Origin of the sequence: Streptomyces sp. NPDC006365 (genome assembly GCF_042870755.1) — a bacterium.
Taxonomy (GTDB): Bacteria; Actinomycetota; Actinomycetes; order Streptomycetales; family Streptomycetaceae; genus Streptomyces; species Streptomyces xiangluensis.
Map to the genome: position 1 here is coordinate 78,805 of NZ_JBIAHS010000008.1, position 20,853 is coordinate 99,657.

The following is a 20,853-nucleotide window of genomic DNA, read 5'->3' on the forward strand; positions in this document are numbered from 1 at the left end:
TCTCAGGTGTCGGGAGTCGCACCGGAACTGGTCGGAAACAGGTGGGAACCGATCCGTCTCCGGCGGTGTAACAAGAGTGTGAGGACGCGGGAGGGGGGCCGCATCGTCGATGAGGCCGCGGTGATCGCACGCGTACGCGCCGGAGAGCCGGAGGCGTATGCGGAGCTGGTGCGTGCCCACACGGGCATCGCACTCAGAGCGGCCGCGGCACTGGGCGCGGGTGCGGACGCGGAGGACGTGGTGCAGCAGGCCTTCTTCAAGGCGTACTGCACCTTGGGGCGCTTTCGGGACGGCGCGGCATTCAAGCCGTGGCTGCTCTCGATCGTCGCCAATGAGACGAGGAACACAGTCCGGAGGGCGGTGCGTCAGCGGACCCTGGCGGGCCGGGAGGCCGCGCTCGTGGAGGCGGAGCCGATTATACCGGAGTCGGCGGACCCGGCGGTCGCGGCTCTGGAGGTCGAGCGCAGGGCGGCGCTGCTGGCCGCCCTGGACCGGCTGAGCGAGGAGCACCGGCTGGTCGTGACCTACCGCTACCTGCTGGAGATGGACGAGCCGGAGACGGCCCAGGCCCTGGGCTGGCCGCGCGGGACGGTCAAGTCCCGGCTCAATCGCGCCTTGCGCAAGCTGCAGCGGCTGCTGCCGGATTTCCAGCCCCGGGAAGGAGGTGATGAGCATGAGTGAGTCGTACGAGCACGGGGGCGCGGAGCCCTCGGGCGGTCGTGCCCCCGGGGAGCCGGGGCGTGTGCACAGGAGCTCGGACGGGCTGCCCGAGGAGCTGCGCGCGCTCGGACGGTCGCTGGATCCGCCGGGCGCGAGCGGGACCGAGTCGATGGTCGAGCGGGTGCTGGAGCAGATACTGGCCGAGCATGTGCCGGTCCCGGTGGCCGAGCCGTCGGGACCGGCGACGCGGATCCGGTCGGCTCGGCGGTGGGCGCGGCAGCGCCGGCGTTCGCTGACCGCCGCGCTGTGTGGACTGCTGACGGTGCTGGTGCTCACGCCTCCCGTGCGGGCGGCGGTCGTCGACTGGTTCGACTTCGGCGGTGTCGATGTGCGGTACAAGCCGGGGCCGCACGCTTCTCCTTCTCCGGTGCCGGGCTGCGAGCAGGGACTGACCGTGGCCGGGGCGGCGCGACGGGCGGGATTCGAGCCGTTGCTGCCAAGGGAGTTGGGGCGCCCGTCGGCCGCGCAGGTGTCGGCCGACCGCCGGGTCCTGTCGCTGTGCTGGCACACCGGGGACGGCGAAGTGATACGGCTCGATCAGTTCCGGGCGGCGCTCTCTCCGCTGTTCTGGAAGTCGACGACGGTGCCGTACAGACCGACCACGGTGAACGACGACTCGGGCCTGTGGTTCGCCGAGCCCCACCGTCTCGAGCTCGCCTTGGTCGACGAGCAGGGCCAGGAGTACGCCCGGACCGTCCGCACAGCGGGGCCGACGCTGCTGTGGCAGGAGCGGGGGGAGCAGCGGACGCTGCGGCTCGAGGGTGTGGAGTCGCGGGAGCGGGCGGTGGCTGTCGCGGAGTCCGTGGAGTAGGCGCCGTGGAGTGGTCGGAAGTCGTGCGGGCCGAGTGGGAACCTCGGCGGGGCGGGCGGTGTACCAGAAGTGACAGGGTGCGGACGGGCCGCATCCGGGATCGACTGGGGGGTCCGATGCGTCCGATGCGCAGGGTTCGTGAACTGGCGGCGGCAGCCGGGGCGTTGACGGTGGCGCTCGCTCTGGTTCTGACAGTGGCGCCGACCGCGGTGGCGGGTGGGCCGACGAGTGTGCTGCTCGTATCGCCCGACAGCGGGGAGACGGCGTCGCTGTACAACAGCGACGAGGAATACACGCGCCTGAGTGACCTGCTTCCCCAGGAGGGCGGCGACCTCAAGAGGTTGCAGGAGAAGCCGCCGGACCTCGATTCCATAGGCCGTCGGATCAACATCACATGGATGATCCATGACGTCACTCCCTGGCGGGTGGACACGGTGCACCCTGACGTGACCGGCTCCCGGAGCGTCTGGATCCTCACGCAGCTCACAGTGGGGCCTGAGGCGTCGCAGCCGCCGAAGGAGGTCTGGCACCGGGCGGAGAAGCCCGACGAGCTCCGGTCCTTGCTCACCGGTCTCGGCGTCATGAGCGAACACCCAGAGGGCACGAACCCGGATTCGGGGCCGAAGGATGCCTCGGACGACATATCGGCAGCGGTGCCGCCCAACGCCGGGAAGACCCCTGCGACTGCGACTACGGCCACGGCCGCCACAGGGGCAGATGACGGAACCGACTGGTGGTGGGCGATACCGGGGCTGGCGGCCGGAGCCGTCCTGGCACTACTGCTACGGCCGTTCGCGCCGTGGTTGCCGGGGGCACTGCCTTGGGGCCGGGAGCGACGCGATGTCGGGCCTCGGCAGGAGCTGCGGGACGTTTGACCGGCGCAGCTTCAAGCCGAGGCCCAGGGGCGAGAGGCAAAACCCCTCGGCCGACGCCGCTGTCTCAGCCCAGGTCGATCTCCGGGTACAGCGGGAAGCCGGCCACGAGATCGGTGGCCCGGCGGGAGATCTCGTCCGCGACCTTCGGGTCGAGCACGTGCTGGGCCTTGGAGGGGGCACCCTTGGCGGTCGTGCCGGGCTCCGTGGTCGTGAGGACCCGGTCGATCAGGCCGGCGACCTCGTCCATCTCGGCGGTCCCCAGGCCACGCGTGGTGAGAGCGGGGGTGCCGATGCGGATGCCGGAGGTGTACCAGGCGCCGTTGGGGTCGGCGGGGATCGCGTTGCGGTTGGTGACGATGCCCGAGTCGAGCAGGGCGGACTCGGCCTGGCGGCCGGTGAGGCCGTAGGAGGTGGCGACATCGATCAGGTTGAGGTGGTTGTCGGTGCCGCCCGTGACGAGGGTGGCGCCCCGGCGCATCAGGCCCTCGGCAAGGGCGCGGGAGTTGTCGACGACGGCCTGGGCGTAGTCGCGGAACTCGGGGCGGCGGGCCTCGGCGAGCGCGACGGCCTTGGCGGCCATGACATGAGGAAGGGGGCCGCCGAGCACCATCGGGCAGCCGCGGTCGACCTGGTCCTTGAGGGAGTCGTCGCACAGGACCATGCCGCCGCGGGGGCCGCGCAGCGACTTGTGGGTGGTGGTCGTGACGATCTGGGCGTGCGGGACGGGGTCGAAGTCGCCCGTGAGGACCTTGCCGGCGACGAGGCCCGCGAAGTGCGCCATGTCGACCATCAGCGTCGCACCGACCTCATCGGCGATCTCACGCATGATGCGGAAGTTCACGAGACGGGGGTAGGCGGAATAGCCGGCCACGATGATCAGGGGCTTGAACTCACGAGCGGAGGTGCGCAGGGCCTCGTAGTCGATGAGGCCGGTGGCGGGGTCGGTGCCGTAGGAGCGCTGATCGAACATCTTGCCGGAGATGTTCGGGCGGAAGCCGTGGGTGAGGTGGCCACCGGCGTCCAGGGACATGCCGAGCATGCGCTGGTTGCCGAAGGCCTGGCGGAGCTCGGCCCAGTCGGCCTCGGAGAGGTCATTGACGTTGCGGACACCGGCCTTCGCGAGCGCCGGGGCTTCCACGCGGTCGGCGAGGACGGACCAGAAGGCGACGAGGTTGGCGTCGATACCGGAGTGCGGCTGGGCGTAGGCGTGCGCGGCGCCGAAGAGTTCACGGGCGTGCTCGGCGGCGAGGGCTTCGACGGTGTCGACGTTGCGGCAGCCGGCGTAGAAGCGGCGGCCGACGGTGCCCTCGGCGTACTTGTCGCTGAACCAGTTGCCCATGGCCAGCAGAGTGGCCGGGGAGGCGTAGTTCTCGGAGGCGATCAGCTTGAGCATCTCGCGCTGGTCGGCGACCTCCTGGCCGATGGCGTCGGCGATCCGGGGCTCGACGGCACGGATCACTTCGAGGGCGCTGCGGAAGGCGGTGGACTCGGTGGAGAGGGGCGCAGAGTTGTCAGACATCAGGGACCTCCGGACGTGGCGTTCAGCGTTCACGGTTCGGCCCAGGCGCACGGCACTTGTTCGTCACGGGCCGCTCCCCGATGGTCGGTCCCATCCCAGCGCGCCAGTCACGGCCCGCCGATCAGCCTACCGGGCCTCCCCGATCACAGATCCCCGAGTCCACCATGCGAGCGGCGGCGCGAGGGACGATACGAGCGACGATGGGATGGGACCACAGACCGCCCGGATCCCTGAGAAAGCGTGCCGTGAGGAGGGGAGATCCCGTGACCCGTACGGAAGCGCTGATCGCCTCGGCCGAAGCGCACAGCGCGCGCAATTATCACCCGCTGCCGGTCGTCGTGGCCACGGCGGACGGGGCGTGGATGACGGATGTCGAGGGACGCCGTTTTCTCGACTTGCTGGCGGGATACTCCGCGCTCAATTTCGGGCACCGCAACAGACGGCTGATCGACGCGGCCAGAGCACAACTGGAGCGGGTGACGTTGACGTCACGGGCGTTTCACCATGACCGGTTCGCCGAGTTCTGCGCTCGGCTGGCGGAGCTGTGCGGCATGGAGATGGTGCTTCCGATGAACACGGGCGCGGAGGCGGTGGAGTCGGCCGTGAAGACCGCGCGAAAGTGGGGCTACCGGGTCAAGGGCGTGCCCGACCAGATGGCGAAGATCGTCGTGGCGGGCGACAACTTCCACGGGCGTACGACGACGATCATCAGCTTCTCCACGGACGCGGAAGCACGGGCAGACTTCGGTCCGTACACGCCGGGCTTCGAGATCGTGCCGTATGGCGATCTGACCGCGATGCGCGAGGCGGTCACGGAGAACACGGTCGCCGTGCTGTTGGAGCCGATCCAGGGCGAGGCGGGGGTGCTGGTGCCGCCGACCGGTTATCTCGCGGGCGTACGGGAGTTGACGCGGGAGCGGAATGTCCTGTTCATCGCGGATGAGATCCAGTCGGGACTGGGGCGGACGGGCAGGACCTTCGCGTGTGAGCACGAGGGTGTGGTGCCGGACATGTATGTGCTGGGCAAGGCGCTCGGTGGCGGAATCGTGCCGGTGTCGGCGGTGGTGTCGAGCGCCGAAGTGCTCGGGGTGTTCCGGCCCGGGGAGCACGGTTCGACGTTCGGCGGGAATCCGCTGGCCTGTGCGGTGGCGATCGAGGTCATCGCGATGCTGCAGTCCGGGGAGTTCCAGGTGCGGTCCGGGGAGCTGGGGGAGCATCTGCATCGTGAGCTGGCGGTGTTGCGCGATATGGGCAGGGTGGCGCAGGTCCGGGGGCGCGGGCTGTGGGCGGGGATCGACATCGCGCCGGCGTACGGCACGGGCCGGGAGGTCTCCGAGAAGCTGATGGACCGGGGCGTGCTGGTCAAGGACTCGCACGGTTCCACCATCCGGATCGCGCCGCCGCTGGTGATCGGCAAGGAGGACCTGGACTGGGGACTCGCCCAGCTCCGGGCGGTCCTGAAGGCGTAGCGCAACGAGTCGCGCGGGAGACCGTCACAGAATCACATGCGGCAGAAAACGCGCGTACTCGTCCGTCACCAGCCCCGACGACTCGCGGATGCCGAGCCCCGCCGACTCGTGCTCGACGACCCACGCGCCGAGGACGACATGGTTGCCGTCGAAGGAGGGAAGGGGGGCCAATTCCTGGTAGCAGCAAGGCTCTTCACGGATCACGGGGGCGTTTCCGGGTTCGTGGACCGTGACGCCGGCGCCCTCGCGGCCGAGGAGGGGCTTGGCAACGTAGCCAGCGGCGGTGGCGAGTTCGCGAGGCCCGTCGAGATGGGCGGGGAGGAGGTTCGGATGGTGCGGGTAGAGCTCCCAGAGGATGGCGAGGAGCGCCTTGTTGGACAGGAGCATCTTCCAGGCAGGTTCGATCCACATCGTCGAGCCCGTGCCGCCGCCGTTGTCGAGGGTGTCAAGGACGTGCGCACCGAAGCGGTCGGTGGTCAGCCACTCCCAGGGATAGAGCTTGAAGCAGCTGCGGATGAAGCGGAGTTGCTTGTCGACGAAGCGGCCGGAGAGCCGGTCCCAGCCGATCTCCTCCATGGCGATCCAGTCGGTCTCCAGGCCGGCCTGTTCCGCGGTCTCCTTCAGATACGCGACGGTCATCAGGTCCTCGCCGAGTTCGTCGGCGGCGGAGTGCGCGAAGTAGAGCGGGCTGCCCGGTGGGAGGAGGGCGGACTGTTTCTTCCAGGCGTCGACGAGGCGTTCGTGGAGGGAGTTCCACTGATCGGCGCCGGGGAAGCGTTCTTCCATCCAGAACCACTGAGGGCTGGCGGCCTCGACCAGCGAGGTCGGCGTATCGGCGTTGTACTCGAGGAGTTTCGCGGGGCCGGTGCCGTCGTAGCGGAGGTCGAACCGGCCATAGAGGGAGGGGAGTTCGGACCGCCGTTGCCAGGCCTCGGCGACCGCTTCGGCCACCCGGGGATCGGTGATGCCGAGGTCGCCGAAGCGGTCCCGCTCAACGATGTGCGCGGCGGCGGCCAGGCACATGCGGTGGAGTTCCTCGACGACCTCCTCCAGGGCCTCGACCTCGGGGAGGGAGAAGACGTAGTACGCGCTCTCGTCCCAGTACGGGCGCAGGGTGTCGTCGGGGTAGCGGGTGAGGGGATAGATCAGCCCCTGCTCCTCGACCGTCTGCTGCCAGCCGGGGCGGGGCGTGAGCGTGCGGCGTTCCATGGCGGTTGTCCTTGGCCTCGGGTCCTGGCAGCTCAGCCGCCGGAGCTGCCGCCGTCGCCGCTGCCGAAGCCGCCGCGGTCCACGCCACCACTGCTCGAACCACCCGAACCGTTGGAGGACTTGGTGAAGGAACCACCGTCCACCCAGCCCTTCTTCTCCTCGCCGCCGTAGTACCAGGCGTCGTCGGAGGAGACCCTGCGGCTCTTGCGGCTGCCGGAACCGGTCGACTTGCAGTTCTTGTCTGAGACGGCCTTGTAGCCCTTGGCGGCGTTGTAGCTGTCGCGGTCGACACAGCGCTTGTCGGGGGCCGAGGAGCACGCGGTGAGCGCCGCCGCCAGTAGTCCCATGCCCCCGAGTACGACCGTCCCCGAACGCAGTTGCTGTCGTGAGTCCGCCATGTCGCTCCCCCGTGACCGATCACCATCGACTTCTCGGACATCAGCTTATAGATCATGGTCCCGGCCGCCGCACTCGGGGCCTAGGGGAGGACCCTGCACAGGGCGTCCAGTGTGCCGGACCACGCGTGGTCCGGCGGCGTGCCGTAGCCCACGACAAGGGCGTCGTACGGTTCAGCCGCAGCGGCAGCGTCCTCGTGGCGGTAGCGGTTCAGGCCGTGGAGCAACAGGCCCTGCCAGGTCGCCGCCCGGATCACCGACTGCTCGGTGCCGGGCGGGAGTTGGAGGACTGCGTGGAGGCCGGCGGCGATACCGGTGGCCCGCACCGACGGAGCATGGGACGCGAGCGCCTCTACGAGCTGGTCGCGGCGACGGCGATAGCGCAGACGGGACGCGCGGACGTGACGGTCGTACGCGCCCGAGGTGATGAACTCCGCCAGGGTCAGCTGGTCCAGGACCCCGCACGACCAGTCTGTGCCGCCCTTCGCCGACACGACCTCCGACGCCAGCGACGGCGGCAGGACCAGCCAGCCGAGCCGCACCCCCGGTGCCAGGGACTTGCTCGCGGTGCCCATGTACACGACGCGGTCCGGGTCGAGGCCCTGGAGCACGCCCACCGGCTGCCTGTCGTAACGGAACTCCCCGTCGTAGTCGTCCTCCAGGATCAGCCCGCCGGTCCGCCGCGCCCAGTCCACGACGGCGGCCCGCCGGTCGGGCCGCAGCGGCACGCCCATCGGGAACTGGTGCGAGGGGGTGAGAAGGACCGCCCCCGCCCCCGTTCCCGCCAAGCCGCCGGTACACGTCCCCAGTTCATCGAACGGCAGCGGCACCGTCCGCAGCCCCGCCGCCTCCGCCACTCCCCAGTGCACGTCGAGCCCGTACGACTCCACGGCGAGCGAGCGCAGCCCTCGTTGCCGCAGTACAGCGGCGAGCAGCCGCAAGCCGTGTACGAAGCCGGAGCAGATGACGATGCGCTCGGGGTCGGTACGTACGCCGCGGGCGCGGGCGAGGTAGGCGGCGAGGGCGGTGCGGAGTTCGGCGCGGCCCCGTGGGTCGCCGTAGCCGAGGGCGTCGTGAGGTGCCGAGGACAGCGCGCGGCGGGCCGATTTGAGCCACTCGGCGCGGGGGAAGGAGGCGAGGTCGGGGTTGCCGGGTTCGAGGTTGTGCGCCGGTCCGCGAGGCGAGCGAGGCCGGGACGCCGTTGCCGGGTCCGGCGCCACCGCGGCCCGTTCCGCGATCCGCGTGCCCGAACCCTGGCGCGCGGTGAGCCAGCCCTCGGCGACGAGATCGGCATACGCGTCGGCGACGGTGTTGCGCGCGATACCGAGGTCGGCGGCGAGCGACCGCGACGACGGCAGCCGCGTCCCCGGTGCGAGCCGCCCGCTCCGCACCGCCTCGCGCAAGGCGTCCGTGAGTCCTCGGCGCAGACGGGAGCCGCCCAGCTCGAGATGCAGATCAACACCCAAAGTGGCCCGGGATTCTTGCATGGAAATGGACCATACTCCTGGGCTACTCGAACCGTAGGGTCACAGTCATGACGACGAACGAGACGACCTACAACACGACCACCAACACCTCGTACGTCCCCGAACACACCCCTCGGCTCGCGTGGGCCAAACTCGCGCCCGACGTCTACAAGGCCATGATCAGGCTCGACACGGCGGCCCGGCGGGGCGTCGACCCCGTGCTCCTGGAGCTGGTGAAGATCCGCGCGTCGCAGATCAACCACTGCGCCTTCTGCGTCGACATGCACTCCAAGGACGCGCTCGCGGCCGGCGAGAGTGTCGAGCGCATCATTCAGCTCAGCGCCTGGGAGGAGTCGCAGCACTTCTACACGGCGAAGGAAGTCGCGGCACTCGCGCTGACCGAGGCGGTCACAGTCCTCACGGATGGCTTCGTGCCGGACGAGGTGTACGACGCCGCCGCCAAGCAGTTCGACGAGGCCGAGCTGGCGCAGCTGATCGCCGCGATCACGGTGATCAACGCGTGGAACCGGTTCGGCGTGACCTGCCGTATGGTCGCGGGGCACTACCAGGCGGGCGAGCACAAGTGACGGCTCGCACGCAGGTCCTCGATCCCGAGGTCGGCAAGGCCATGTCCGCGCTGAGCGCCGCCGCGAAGAAGGGCCTGGGCGACTTGGGGCTCGCCGAGCTCGTGCAGATCCGCGCCTCACAGCTCAACCACTGCGCGTTCTGCCTCGACATGCACCTCGAACTGGCCCGCAAGCACGGCATGAGCGAGCAACAACTCGACCTTCTGAACGCCTGGGAGGAGGCGGAGGACCTCTACAGTGAGCGCGAGCGGGCCGCGCTCGCGCTGACCGAGGCGGTCACGGTCCTCACGGACGGTTTCGTGCCGGACGACGTGTACGAGCGGGCGGCGCGGCACTTCGACGACGCCCAACTCGCGCATCTCATCAGTCTGATCACCGTTGTCAACGGGTGGAACCGGCTGATGGTCAGCCGACGCATCCCGCCGGGGGGCCACACGTGGTGAGCAAGGCTGAGACTTTCCGCGCGCTCCACCAGGGCCGCGCACCAGGCGATCCCCTGGTCCTGCCCGGGCCCTGGGACGCGGCCAGCGCGCGGGTCTTCGCGGAGATCGGTTTCCCGGCGCTCGCGACACCCAGCGCCGGGGTCGCCGCCTCGCTCGGGTACGAGGACGGACATACCCCGGCGGACGAGATGTTCGCGGCGGTCGCGCGGATCGTACGGTCCGTCGACGTGCCCGTGTCGGCGGACGTGGAGGACGGCTACGGGCTCGCGCCCGAGGAACTGGTGGAGCGGCTCCTGGAGGCGGGCGCCGTCGGCTGCAACCTCGAGGACTCGCACGCGGGCGTCCTCAAGGACCCGGCGCGGCACGCCGACTGGCTGGCCCAGGTACGGGCCGTCGCGGGGCACGCACTGTTCGTCAACGCGCGCGTCGACACGTTCTCGCGCGGGGTCGCCGATCCCGAACGGGCCGTCGAGCGGGCCGCGTTGTACGTGGCTGCGGGCGCCGACTGCGTGTATCCGATCGGCGCCCCGGCGGATGCCCTCCCGGTGCTGCGGGCCGGGATCCCGGGGCCGATCAACGCGTCCGCGCCACTGGACGGTCCCCCACCGGCAGAGCTCGGCCGGCTCGGCGCCACACGGATCACGTTCGGCCCCGGCCTGCAGCGCCGCGCGACCGAGACGCTGACCGGCATCGCCCGCGCCCTGCGCGAGGACTGGCTGGGCCAGGCGCGCGCGGCTGCGCGACGCCCGGCCGCCGAGAGCCTCTCCGCGGAGCCGAACACCTGGTGACCGTCACGGACACAGCTGACCTCACTTGGACAGCCACGCCCGCCAAGTCGACTCGTGCCTGTCCACCCACTTCTTGGCCGCCTCGTCAGGAGTCAGCTTCTCCTCGGCGATCATCAGGGAGACCTCGTTCTGGTCCTCGGTCGTCCACTTGAACTTCTTCAGGAAGGCCGCCGCCTTGCCGCCGCCACGGGCGAAGTCCGCGTTGAGGTACTTCTGCAGCGGGGTGTGCGGGTAGGCGCAGGCGACCTTCTTCGGGTCGGCGTCGCAGCCCTCCTTGTACGCGGGCAGCTTCACCTCGGTCATCGGGACCTTCTCGAAGAGCCACTGCGGGGTGTACCAGTACGTCAGGAAGGGCTTCTTCTCCTTGGCGAACTGCCTGATCTGCGTGATCTGAGCCGCCTCCGAACCGGCGAACACGACCTGGTAGTCCAGGTCCAGGTTCTGCACCAGCGCCTTGTCGTTCGTCACGTACGAGGGCGAACCGTCGAGCAGCTGCCCCTTGCTCCCGCTCTCCGCGGTGCGCAGCTGGTCGGCGTACTTGTTGAGGTTCTTCCAGTTCGTGACGTCGGGGTGCTGCTTGGCGAAGTACGTCGGGACGAACCAGCCGATGTGTCCGGTGACCCCGAGGTCACCGCCGCGCGCGATCGTCTTCTTGTCCTTGACGTACCGCTGCTCCTCCTCGGGATGCCCCCAGTCCTCCAGGATGGCGTCTATCCGCCCCTGGCTGAGCGCGTCCCAAGCGGGGACCTCGTCGACCTGCACGGTGTCGACGCGATAGCCGAGCTCGTGCTCCAACAGATACTGCGCGACCGCCACGTTGGCCTGCGCGCCCACCCAGGACTGCACGGACAGGGTGACCGTCTTCGCGCCCTCGACACCAGCGAAGGGCGAGGCCTGCTTGGTCATGTCGGCGGCTCCGCAGCCGGTCAGCACCAGCAGGGCGGACACACCGGCAACGGCCGAGAGCGTCTTCGTACGCATCTCAGGCCCCCTTCCTCGTACGGCGTTCCGTCGGCTGGGTCACCCGGTCGAGCATCAGGCCGAGGCAGACGATCGCCGCACCGGCCACCAGCCCGGTCGCCAGGTCGCCCTGGGCGAGCCCGAACACGACGTCGTAGCCGAGCGCGCCACCGCCGACCAGGCCGCCGATGATCACGACGGCGAGGACCAGGACGACGCCCTGGTTGACGGCAAGGAGCAGTGCCGGGCGGGCCAACGGCAGCTGCACTTGGCGCAGTTGCTGCCAGCTCGTCGCGCCCAGCGAGCGTGAGGACTCCATCGCGGCCGGGTTCACCTGGCGCAGGCCCTGCGTGGTGATGCGGACGACCGCGGGCAGGGCGTAGACGACCGCCGCGGCCACGGCGGGTGCGCGGCCCACTCCGAAGAGGGCCACCACCGGGATCAGATACACAAACTGCGGCATGGTCTGGAACACGTCCAGTACGGGGCGCAGCAGCCGTTCGACGCGCTCGCTGCGCGCGGCCGCGATGCCGATCGCGAAGCCCACGACCAGCGTCACCGCCACGGCCGCGAGCACCTGCGAGAGCGTGTCGAGCGACTGGTTCCACACGCCGAGCACGCCGATCGCGGCCATCGCGAGGACGGCGGTGAGAGCCGTCTGCCAGGTGCCGATGAGCCACGCGAGCGTGGCGACGATCAGCAGGACCGACCACCAGGGCAGCCCCTGCAGGCCGTCCCGCACCGGGTTCAGGACCGAGGTGGTGAAGTGCCCCGCCCAGTCGGCGGTGCCGCCCACGTAGGGGACGCCGGAGTAGAGGTGGTCGGTCATCCAGTCGACGGCGCGGTTGACCGGCTCGGCGATGTTCACGATCCAGGTCTCGGGCCAGTCGAGGCGGTCGGTGAAACGTCCGGCGAGGGCCACGGCCACGGCGCCGGCGGCCGCGAGAAGCCACAGCTTCGGACCGGACTCGGCGGGCTGGGCGTCCCCGGCTTGTTCCCCGGCCGCTGCCGTCACGCGGTCCAGGACGACCGCGAGCAGCACGATGGGGATGCCGGCGGCGAGCGCGGCGCCGACGTCGACCGAGCCGAGCGCCTGGTAGACGCGGTCACCGAGACCGGCCGCGCCGATGACAGACGCGATGACAGCCATCGACAGGGCCATCATGATCGTCTGGTTGAGGCCGAGGAGAAGTTCCTTGCGGGCGAGCGGGAGACGGGCGGTCAGCAGTCGCTGTCGCGCGGTGGTGCCCATGGATTCGACGGCCTCCATCACGCCCGCGTCGGCGCCGCGCAGGCCGAGCGCGGTCAGCCGGGCCATGGGCGGGGCCGCGTACACGACGGTGGCGAGGACCGCGGCCGGGACGCCCATGCCGAAGACGAGGACGACCGGCAGGAGGTACGCGTAGGCCGGGAACACCTGCATGGTGTCGAGTACGGGGCGCAGCGCGCGGTACGTGCGGTCGGAGAGCCCGGCCGCGAGGCCGAGCAGCACGCCGAGCACGACGGACGCGAGGACCGCGACCACCATGAGCGCGAGCGTCTGCATGGTGGGAACCCACATGCCGAGCAGCCCGCAGGCCAGGAAAGCGACACCCGTGCCGACCGCCAGCCGCACCCCGGCCACACGCCACGCGACGAGCGCCGCCGCGGCCGTGACGCCCGCCCAGCCCGCGGCGAGCAGGACGAGGTAGACGCCGCGGACGGAGATGACGACCGCGTTGGAGATGTGCCCGAAGAAGTAGAGGAACAGCGGGTGGCTGTCGCGGTTGTCGATGACCCAGTCGCTCGCCTTGCCCAGCTGTTCGGAGAAGTCGACGGTCAGGGCGTCGGGCCAGGCGCCGCTCGCCCAGCGGGCGTCGGCGAGCGGCACGAGGACCGCCGCCACGAGGGCCAGCAGGAGCAGCTTGCCGACGACACGGTTCCTCAGGAGCCCGGTGACGCCGGTCTGGGGGACGGGTGCGGTGGCGGTGGCCATCAGACCACCTCCTTGGAGCCCGTCTCTGCTGCGGCCGTGGACTGTGTCCCGGCCACGACCCCGAGCAGCCGCTCGTGGTCGACCACGCCGACGCAGCGGCCGTCGTCCATGACCCGCGCGGGCAAACCGCTGCGGGCGACGGCCTCGATGGCCTCGGACACGGTCGCCTCCGGCGCGAGAGCCGGACCCTGCCCGGCCTCGTCGACGCCGGCGGGCCGCATGGCCGTACGGACCGTCATCACCTGCTCGCGCGGCACGTCCCGGACGAATTCGCGTACGTAGTCGTCGGCGGGCGAGCCGACGATCTCCTCCGGCGTGCCGAGCTGGACGATGCGGCCGTCGCGCATCAGGGCGATGCGGTCGCCCAGGCGCAGGGCCTCGTTCAGGTCGTGGGTGATGAAGACCATCGTGCGGCCCTCCTCACGGTGCAGCCGGATGACCTCCTCCTGCATATCGCGCCGGATCAGCGGGTCGAGCGCGCTGAACGGCTCGTCGAACAGCAGCACTTCGGGGTCCACGGCGAGCGCCCGCGCAAGCCCCACCCGCTGCTGCTGGCCGCCCGACAGCTGCCCCGGCCGCCGCTGCTCCATGCCCTCGAGGCCGACCTTGGCGACGACTTCCTGCGCCTTCTTCCGGCGCTCGCCCTTCGCGACGCCCTGGATCTCCAGGCCGTACGCGACGTTGTCGAGCACGGAGCGGTGCGGCAGCAGCCCGAAGTGCTGGAAGACCATCGAGGCGCGGTGACGGCGCAGTTCGCGCAGGCGCGTCCTGTCCATGGCGCGGACGTCCTCGCCGTCGATCGCGAGCGTCCCGGCGGTCGGCTCGATGAGGCGCGTGAGGCAGCGTACGAGCGTGGACTTGCCCGAGCCGGACAGGCCCATCACGACGAAGACCTCGCCCTTGCCGACCTCGAAACTCACATCGCGGACGGCGGCGGTGCAGCCGGTACGGGCGCGCAGCTCGGCGGCGTTCAGCGCGCCGAGTTCCGGGTCGCCCGGTATGCGCTCGGCCTTCGGCCCGAAGACCTTCCACAGGCCCTCGACGGAGAAGACGGGTTCAGCCGCGGTGTCCTTGCTGGGAGTTGACGTGGTCATCACTCGCCACCCCCGATCAGGTCGACGCACTTCTCCCCGACCATGAGCACCCCGATCATCGGGTTCACCGCGGGCATCGTCGGGAAGACGGAGGCGTCGGCGATCCGGATGCCGTCCAGACCGCGGATTCTCAACTGTGGGTCGACGACGGCGAGTTGGTCGTCGAGGGCGCCCATCCGGCAGGTGCCCGCCGGGTGGTACACCGTGTGGGCCACCGACCGCGCGTACACGCTGAGCTCCTCGTCGCCCGTGACGTCGGGGCCGGGAGCCACCTCGCGCTTGAGCCAGCCCGCCAACGGCTCGGACTTGGCGATCTCGCGGGCGATCCTGATCCCGTCGACGAGGGTGCGGCCGTCGTAGTCGTCCTCGTCAGTGAAGTAACGGAAGTCGAGGGCGGGCTTCTCGGCCGGGTCGGCGCTGGTCAGGTAAAGCCTGCCGCGGCTGTGCGGCTTGGGGATGTTCGGAGTCATGGAGACGCCGTGGGCGGGCCGTTCGTACCCCAGCCGTTCCGGGTTGTCCGTGAACGGAACCTGGTAGAAGTGGAACATCAGGTCCGGGCCCGGCTGTTCGGGATCCCGTCGCACGAACAGGCCCGCGTCGGAGTCCATCGCGGAGTTCTCGGGAATCGGCCCGTTCGTCTCCCAGACGATCACCGACTCCGGGTGGTCGAGCAGGTTCTCGCCGACGCCGGGCAGGTCGTGCACGACGGGAATGCCGAGCGCCTCCAGGTCGCGGGCGGGCCCGATACCGGAGTGCAGGAGCAGCCGGGGCGAGTCCACGGCGCCCGCGCACAGCAGGACTTCGCTCTTCGCGCGTACGAGGATCTCCTCGCCGTCCTTGGTCCGTACGTGCACGCCGCGCGCCCGCGTCCCGTCGAGCTCCAGCTTGTACGCCCAGGTCTCCAGCAGGATCGTCAGGTTCGGGCGGTCCAGGAAGGGGTGGAGGTAGGCGACCGACGCGCTCGAGCGCTTGTTGTTCTCCGGGTGGTACGCGAGGTCGAAGAAGCCGACGCCCTCGCTGAACGGCTTCTTGTTGAAGCCCTCGACGCGCGGCACGCCCAGCGTGGCCTGGGCGGCGTCGACGAAGTCGCGGGCGATGGCGTTCCGGTCCTTCTCGTCGACGGCGACGATGTTGTTGCGCAGCCGGGCGTAGTACGCCTCCATCGGCACCGCGCCCCAGCCCTTGGCACCGGCCGTCTCCCACTCGTCCCAGTCGGACGGCAGCGGCTTGAACGCGATCAGCGTGTTGTGCGAGGAGCAGCCGCCGAGCACCCGGGCGCGGCTGTGCCGGATGAACGAGTTGCCGCGCGGCTGCCGGGTCGTCGGGTAGTCGTAGTCCAGTTCCCCGCCGAGCAGCCCCATCCAGCGGCGCAGGGTGAGGACGTCGTCACGGCCGACGTCGCTGGGGCCGCCCTCGATGACGGCGACGGTGACGTCCGGGTCCTCGGTCAGCCGGGAGGCGATGACGGAGCCGGCGGTACCGCCGCCGATGACGACGTAGTCGTACGTGTGCTCGTGGACGGGCGTGGCTTGCTCAGGCATGGGGGATTACTCCTCGGGGTCGTACAAGGTGCTGCACTCAGGCGCGGGGACGAGGGCAGGACGGGAGCCGGGACATGGGCCTGTCCCGGTGGCTCGCGAACGGGGGCGGCCGCCGGGGACCCGTGAGCCCGGGCGTCAGCCCGCGAACCACCGCACCGGCTGGGGTGCGAGGTTCTGGTACACGTGCTTGGTCTCGCGGTACTCGGCGAGACCGGTGGGCCCGAGCTCCCGCCCGACGCCGCTCTTGCCGAAGCCGCCCCACTCCGCCTGCGGGAGGTAGGGGTGGAAGTCGTTGATCCAGACGGTGCCGTGCCGCAGCCGTGCGGCGACGCGCCGGGCGCGGCCCGCATCGGCGGTCCAGACGCCGCCCGCGAGCCCGTACTCGGTGTCGTTGGCGAGCGCTACGGCCTCGTCCTCCGTACGGAACGTCTCGACGGTCAGTACGGGCCCGAAGACCTCCTCACGTACCACCTTCATCTCGCGATGGCACTGGTCGAGGACGGTGGGCTCGTAGAAGTACCCGGTGGCGGGCCGCCCTGCCGACGGTTCGGGCCGCTTGCCGCCGGCCCGCAGCACAGCGCCCTCGGCCAGGGCGGAGGCGACGTACGCCTCGGTCTTCTCCCGCTGCTGCTCGGACACCAGCGGTCCGCACTCGACGCCGTCCTCGGTGCCGCGGCCGAGCCGGATCCTGCCGGCCCGGCGGGCGAGTTCGGCGACGAAGCGTTCGCGTACGGACTCCTCGATGATGAGACGTCCGCCGGCGGAGCAGACCTGGCCGCTGTGGATGAACGCGGCGTTCAGGGCCTGGTCGACGGCGGTGTCGAAGCCTTCCTCCGTGGCGCAGGCGTCGGCGAAGACGACGTTGGGGTTCTTGCCGCCGAGTTCCAGGGCGACCTTCTTCACGGTGACGGCGGCGGCCTGCGCGACCTTGATCCCGCTGAGGAGACCTCCGGTGAAGGAGACGAGGTCGACACCGGGGTGCTCGGCGAGGCGGGCGCCCACGGTGTGCCCGGGGCCGGTGACGATGTTCGCGACCCCCTCGGGCAGCCCGGCCTCTTCGAGCAGTTCCACGAGGGCGATCGTGGTCAGCGGCGTGATCTCGCTGGGCTTGATGACGAAGGTGTTCCCGGCGGCGAGCGCGGGCGCGACCTTCCAACTCGCCTGAAGCAGCGGATAGTTCCAGGGCGTGATCATGGAGCACACGCCGATGGGTTCATGCACGACGACGCTGTGGATGTCGTCGGAACCGGCGTCGACGACCCGGCCGCCGCCCTCACCCACGACGAGATCGGCGAAGTACCGGAAGGCGTCGGCGACACAGTCGATGTCGACGCGCCCCTCTTCGAGCGTCTTGCCCGCGTCCCGGCTCTCCAGCAGCCCGAGCCGCTCCCGGTCGCGCACGAGGAAATCGGCGACGCGACGAAGTAGGGCGGCGCGTTCGGCGACAGGGGTGCGGGGCCAGGGCCCTTCGTCGAAGGCTCGGCGCGCGGCGTCGACGGCCGCGTCCGCATCCCGTCCGTCACCCTCCGCAACCACGGCGAACGGTTTGGCGTCCGCCGGGTCGAGCACCTCGCGGGTGTTCCCGGAGACGGCTTCTCGCCACTCCCCAGCCACGTGAATCGTGTGCTGCGCCTGTCGTTCCGCTGGTCCCGCCATGATCGGTGCGCCTTTCGTTCCTGTTCCACGCTCCTGTGGCACGCCTGTGCCGCTGCCAGGGAGCTGGATGCCCCTGCCCCGGGCTGGGCGATACATGCACAATCCGTGGCCGAAAGTGCGCTGAGTCACTGCGCAGGGGGGTGGGGCCTGGGGTTCGCGGGCGACTGCGGGTCCGAGGTGGCCTGTCGCGAACCTGAGCGACGGGCATACGAGGCACCGGCCCACGTCCCCTCCCGCCGGTGGGAGAGCGCGGGAGCACTGGGGTACGGGCTTGCTCGGGGCGCGGGAAGGCGCAGGCTTTTGCTTTCAGCGGCGCGGGGAACTGCGCGAGGGGCCACCACGGACCCGCTGCCGAACGCGAAAAACTCAGCCCCCCTTGCGCTTCTGCGCCGCCCGCCGCCGCTCCTCCTCCGCCTCCCACAGACGCTTCAGCTCCAGCGTGCGTTCATCGAGCTCGATGGGCTCGTCCTCCTCCTTCCAGAGCCCCTGCTCCTTGAGCCGGCGCGCATGGACCTCGACCGGAGGGTCGGGGTCGAAGTCCGAAGGCCGCGGGGCCTCGGGGCCGTCGGGCCCGATGCGGACCAGACGTTCGACGCGGGTGACGCGAAAGCGGCGGCCCGCGACACTCGCCACGTTGCTGCGCCTCTCGTCGAGGCGGTCGGCGGCACGGGCGTACTCCTCGCGGGCGGCGTCGTCGAGGCGGAGTTCGAAGGGGCCCATGACGCGCAGGTACGACGCCAGGACGTCACGCGCGGCCTGCGGCGAGGGGTGGGACGCCCCAGGATTGTGCGGCTTCCAACTGCCGTCCACACGCTCGGAGATCATGAACACAGCGGGGAGGAGGACGCCGCCCGGATGAGTCGCCAGAGCCCGGCGCGCGTCGTCGGCGACGTCCGCCGGCGCGCCCGGCACGACGCCGACGAACCGCACCAGGTCCAGTTTGAGGATGCCGTCGGCCAGCCCCGTACCGGTGTACGGGTCGATCACCCGACCCCGGGGACGTACATGATCGGCGTCGAGAGGATCAGGGTCGGAAGGGCGGGGTGGCTCGGGGCCGTTGCCGCCCATCCGGATGAACCGCGAGGCGCGGACGATCCTGAACCGGCCGCCCAGCACGGTCAGTTCGTCGACGACCTCGCGGTCCATACGTCTGGCCGCAGACATCCACTTGCCCGGTGCGCTCTCGTCCCCGGCGTCCTCGGCCTCCTTGGCGCTGCGCCGGAAGTGCGAACCCAGCATGTCCCGCGCTCCCTGCGGCGTATCGCTGCTGTAGTCGGACAGCTGCCAGCCGCCCTCCTCAAGCTCCCGGGCATGGAAGAACTCGGGAATCCCCACCCCCAGCAGCTGCGGGTACCGCTCCCGTGCCTGCCATGCCTCCTGCTCGGCGAAGGCTGCGATCGGCCCCTCCTGCGGGGTCACCCGGAACGTCAGATAGCCGGGCACCTCGTCTGCGTAACCGCTCATGTACGGACTGTGCCCGGTGGGCCGTACCCCTGCCACCTACTTCGGACAATTCATGGGCTCCCCCTTACACCTCCCGGCACCTTTGACTAAAGTCAAAGAAATATGGAGCCAGTGTCCACAGAGCACGTGACCACCTTGCGCCGCTTCAACCGCTACTTCACCCGGCGTATCGGCGCACTCGACGACCACTACCTGGGCCAGGACCGGCCACTCGGCGAGGCCCGGCTTCTGTACGAGATCGGGGACGGGACCTCGCTGCGCGAGCTGCGCGGCCGACTCGGCCTGGACGCCGGGTACTTGAGCCGGATGGCGAAGGCCCTGGAGGCGCAGGGCCTGGTGCGGATCACCGTGCATCCGCAGGACACCCGGCTGCGGCTCGCGGAGCTGACCCCGGCCGGACGCGTCGAGGTGAAGGAGCAGAACCGGCGGGCCAATCGCCTCGCCGAAGGCCTGCTCAACGGGCTGACACCGGCCCAGCGTGGGCAGTTGACCGAGTCCCTCGGCACCGCCCAGCGGCTGCTCAGGCTCGCCGCGATCACGGTCGAACTCGTCGACGGAGCCGCCCCGGACGCCCGCGCCTGCCTCTACGCCTACGCCGCCGACATCGACGCCCGCTTCCCCGAGGGCTACGACCGGGCGGCCCTCGTCCAGCCGCACGAGGCGTCGGGGGACACGGGCGCCTTCCTCGTCGCGTACGAGGAAGGCCGTCCCGTGGGATGCGCGGCCCTGCGGCGGCTCGAACCGGGCGTCGGCGAGATCCGGCATGTATGGGTGCACCCGGACGCCCGCCGCCTCGGCCTCGCCCGTCGGCTGCTCGCCGAGCTGGAGCGGCAGGCCGTGGAGCGCGGCTACGGAGTCGTACGCCTCGACACGCATGCCTCGCTCAGCGAGGCACAGGCGATGTACCGGGCGTGCGGGTATACCGAGATCCCCCGCTACAACGACGACGTGTACGGGGCGTACTGGTTCGAGAAGTCCCTGAAGAAAAGTCGCTGAAGCAGCCGCCTCTGCGTCCCTGAAACAGCCACCCGTAACCCGCTGAGCGGGCCGCCTCCGCCTCCTGCCCGTGCACGGGCGTCATTCCGTTGCCGGTTCCGGGCACACCATGGCCGGTGGGCAGAACCAGGCCAACGCCGTTTCCAGGACCTTGCGTTCGTCGTCGAAGCCGTCCGACTCCGGGCCGTAGGAGGTGATCGCGTACAGCTTGCCGTCCACGGATTCGAAGCGGTGGTCGACGACGTGCCAGATGCCGATCTCCTGCTCGCCCCTGAGGGAGTCGGCGAGGTATTCGAGGCGGGCGGCGGGGAGTCCGCTGTCCTCGGGGTTCTCCAGGGAGAGCTGCTCGAAGCCGTCGGGCTTGGGGGTGTCGGCGGACACGAACTCCTGGAGCGATTCCTCCGGGCTGGCTTCCAGCACCTCGTAGATCTGAAGGCGGCGGGAACCGTCCGCACTGCGGTAGTTGACGACGTCGAAGCCGTGGATGGAGTCGACCGTCTGCCGGTTCTCGACCCAGTCCTCCTTGACGGCCACGCGGAAGCCCTCCTCGTCCTGCACGGGCTCGAATCCGAGAGGCAGTGTGGCCGACGGGCTCGGGGACGCCGGGTCCCCGGTGCCCGTACCCCCGTCCGGGTCGCCGTTCGTTTCCCCGCTCTGTCCGGGCGCCGGGGTCTCGCGGGCCGTGAAGTACCCCCGCGGTCCCGGCTCGTCCTTCCAGCCCAGCGCCCACGTGCCGAAGGACAGTCCGCAGACCGCGAGGACCACGACGGCTCCGCGCAGCGCCTGGCGCTGGCGTACTCCGTCGCGCCGCTGGTCCACGACGATCTGCTGTTCCTCTTCGGGCCCCGCCCAGTCCTGGCGGTCGGCGTCGAAGACCCTCACCAT

19 protein-coding genes and 1 riboswitch are annotated in these 20,853 nt (G+C 70.4%); of the genes, 8 read left to right on the forward strand and 11 right to left on the reverse strand.

The annotated features are described in order from the left end of the window. Positions 1 to 78: 78 nt before the first annotated feature. From ACFYO0_RS22665 to ACFYO0_RS22675, 3 genes are all read left to right on the forward strand, one after another. The gene (locus tag ACFYO0_RS22665; RefSeq protein WP_388678784.1) at positions 79 to 681 is read left to right on the forward strand and encodes an RNA polymerase sigma factor; all 603 of its coding nucleotides are present in this window, start codon (positions 79 to 81) and stop codon (positions 679 to 681) included. Then, a complete protein-coding gene (locus ACFYO0_RS22670) occupies positions 674 to 1,531 on the forward strand; it encodes a hypothetical protein (protein WP_388678787.1) in 858 nt (285 codons plus the stop codon). The genes ACFYO0_RS22665 and ACFYO0_RS22670 overlap by 8 nt, the downstream gene beginning before the upstream one ends. Positions 1,532 to 1,656: 125 nt before the next feature. After that, positions 1,657 to 2,406, forward strand: a complete 750-nt coding sequence (locus tag ACFYO0_RS22675) for a hypothetical protein (RefSeq protein WP_388678790.1) — start codon at positions 1,657 to 1,659, stop codon at positions 2,404 to 2,406. Between the two features lie 64 nt (positions 2,407 to 2,470). Here ACFYO0_RS22675 and ACFYO0_RS22680 read toward each other — a convergent pair whose 3' ends face one another. Then, complete coding sequence (locus ACFYO0_RS22680; RefSeq protein WP_388678793.1) at positions 2,471 to 3,925, reverse strand: glycine hydroxymethyltransferase; 1,455 nt, start codon at positions 3,923 to 3,925, stop codon at positions 2,471 to 2,473. A 32-nt stretch (positions 3,926 to 3,957) separates the two neighbouring features. After that, positions 3,958 to 4,046, reverse strand: a riboswitch (ZMP/ZTP riboswitch). Positions 4,047 to 4,188: 142 nt separating this feature from the next. Between ACFYO0_RS22680 and rocD the strand changes: the two genes are divergently transcribed. Beyond that, the gene (rocD, locus tag ACFYO0_RS22685) at positions 4,189 to 5,394 is read left to right on the forward strand and encodes an ornithine--oxo-acid transaminase (protein WP_388678796.1); all 1,206 of its coding nucleotides are present in this window, start codon (positions 4,189 to 4,191) and stop codon (positions 5,392 to 5,394) included. A gap of 24 nt (positions 5,395 to 5,418) precedes the next feature. On the opposite strand, the gene ACFYO0_RS22690 is transcribed toward rocD, so the two are convergent. From ACFYO0_RS22690 to ACFYO0_RS22700, 3 genes are all read right to left on the reverse strand, one after another. Continuing rightward, positions 5,419 to 6,603, reverse strand: a complete 1,185-nt coding sequence (locus tag ACFYO0_RS22690) for a glutathionylspermidine synthase family protein (protein ID WP_388678798.1) — start codon at positions 6,601 to 6,603, stop codon at positions 5,419 to 5,421. 32 nt (positions 6,604 to 6,635) lie between these two features. Beyond that, positions 6,636 to 7,001 carry a hypothetical protein gene (locus tag ACFYO0_RS22695; protein WP_388678801.1) on the reverse strand — a complete coding sequence of 122 codons (366 nt, stop codon included), beginning with the start codon at positions 6,999 to 7,001 and terminating at the stop codon, positions 6,636 to 6,638. 80 nt (positions 7,002 to 7,081) lie between these two features. Continuing rightward, on the reverse strand, positions 7,082 to 8,485 hold the full coding sequence (locus ACFYO0_RS22700) for a PLP-dependent aminotransferase family protein (RefSeq protein ID WP_388678804.1): 1,404 nt from the start codon (positions 8,483 to 8,485) through the stop codon (positions 7,082 to 7,084). 47 nt (positions 8,486 to 8,532) lie between these two features. Between ACFYO0_RS22700 and ACFYO0_RS22705 the strand changes: the two genes are divergently transcribed. Genes ACFYO0_RS22705 through ACFYO0_RS22715 form a run of 3 tightly spaced genes read left to right on the forward strand, consistent with a single transcriptional unit; the run spans position 8,533 to position 10,282 of the window. Next, on the forward strand, positions 8,533 to 9,051 hold the full coding sequence (locus ACFYO0_RS22705) for a carboxymuconolactone decarboxylase family protein (RefSeq protein WP_388678807.1): 519 nt from the start codon (positions 8,533 to 8,535) through the stop codon (positions 9,049 to 9,051). Beyond that, entirely contained in the window at positions 9,048 to 9,494 is a 447-nt protein-coding gene (locus ACFYO0_RS22710; RefSeq protein WP_388678810.1) for a carboxymuconolactone decarboxylase family protein, read from the forward strand. Before ACFYO0_RS22705 ends, ACFYO0_RS22710 begins: the two co-directional genes overlap by 4 nt. Then, positions 9,491 to 10,282, forward strand: coding sequence for an isocitrate lyase/phosphoenolpyruvate mutase family protein (locus ACFYO0_RS22715; RefSeq protein ID WP_388678813.1), 792 nt, complete (start codon positions 9,491 to 9,493; stop codon positions 10,280 to 10,282). The genes ACFYO0_RS22710 and ACFYO0_RS22715 overlap by 4 nt, the downstream gene beginning before the upstream one ends. Positions 10,283 to 10,303: 21 nt before the next feature. Here ACFYO0_RS22715 and ACFYO0_RS22720 read toward each other — a convergent pair whose 3' ends face one another. The 6 genes from ACFYO0_RS22720 to ACFYO0_RS22745 form a co-directional block, all read right to left on the reverse strand. After that, entirely contained in the window at positions 10,304 to 11,263 is a 960-nt protein-coding gene (locus ACFYO0_RS22720) for an ABC transporter substrate-binding protein (RefSeq protein WP_388678815.1), read from the reverse strand. 1 nt (position 11,264) lies between these two features. Next, positions 11,265 to 13,217: an ABC transporter permease gene (locus tag ACFYO0_RS22725; protein WP_388678817.1), complete on the reverse strand. Its 1,953-nt coding sequence runs from the start codon at positions 13,215 to 13,217 to the stop codon at positions 11,265 to 11,267. Next, positions 13,217 to 14,311, reverse strand: coding sequence for a glycine betaine/L-proline ABC transporter ATP-binding protein (locus tag ACFYO0_RS22730; protein ID WP_388678819.1), 1,095 nt, complete (start codon positions 14,309 to 14,311; stop codon positions 13,217 to 13,219). The genes ACFYO0_RS22725 and ACFYO0_RS22730 overlap by 1 nt, the downstream gene beginning before the upstream one ends. Further along, entirely contained in the window at positions 14,311 to 15,852 is a 1,542-nt protein-coding gene (locus ACFYO0_RS22735; protein ID WP_388678821.1) for a GMC family oxidoreductase, read from the reverse strand. Before ACFYO0_RS22735 ends, ACFYO0_RS22730 begins: the two co-directional genes overlap by 1 nt. A 135-nt stretch (positions 15,853 to 15,987) precedes the next feature. Further along, positions 15,988 to 17,508 (reverse strand): aldehyde dehydrogenase family protein, encoded by a 1,521-nt coding sequence (locus tag ACFYO0_RS22740; protein WP_388678824.1) that lies wholly within the window; start codon positions 17,506 to 17,508, stop codon positions 15,988 to 15,990. Between the two features lie 366 nt (positions 17,509 to 17,874). Then, positions 17,875 to 18,972 (reverse strand): DUF5954 family protein, encoded by a 1,098-nt coding sequence (locus tag ACFYO0_RS22745; protein WP_388678827.1) that lies wholly within the window; start codon positions 18,970 to 18,972, stop codon positions 17,875 to 17,877. Positions 18,973 to 19,074: 102 nt separating this feature from the next. On the opposite strand from ACFYO0_RS22745, the gene ACFYO0_RS22750 reads away from it, so the two are divergent. Further along, positions 19,075 to 19,968 carry a GNAT family N-acetyltransferase gene (locus ACFYO0_RS22750; RefSeq protein WP_388678829.1) on the forward strand — a complete coding sequence of 298 codons (894 nt, stop codon included), beginning with the start codon at positions 19,075 to 19,077 and terminating at the stop codon, positions 19,966 to 19,968. 81 nt (positions 19,969 to 20,049) lie between these two features. On the opposite strand, the gene ACFYO0_RS22755 is transcribed toward ACFYO0_RS22750, so the two are convergent. Continuing rightward, entirely contained in the window at positions 20,050 to 20,853 is an 804-nt protein-coding gene (locus tag ACFYO0_RS22755; protein ID WP_388678831.1) for a hypothetical protein, read from the reverse strand.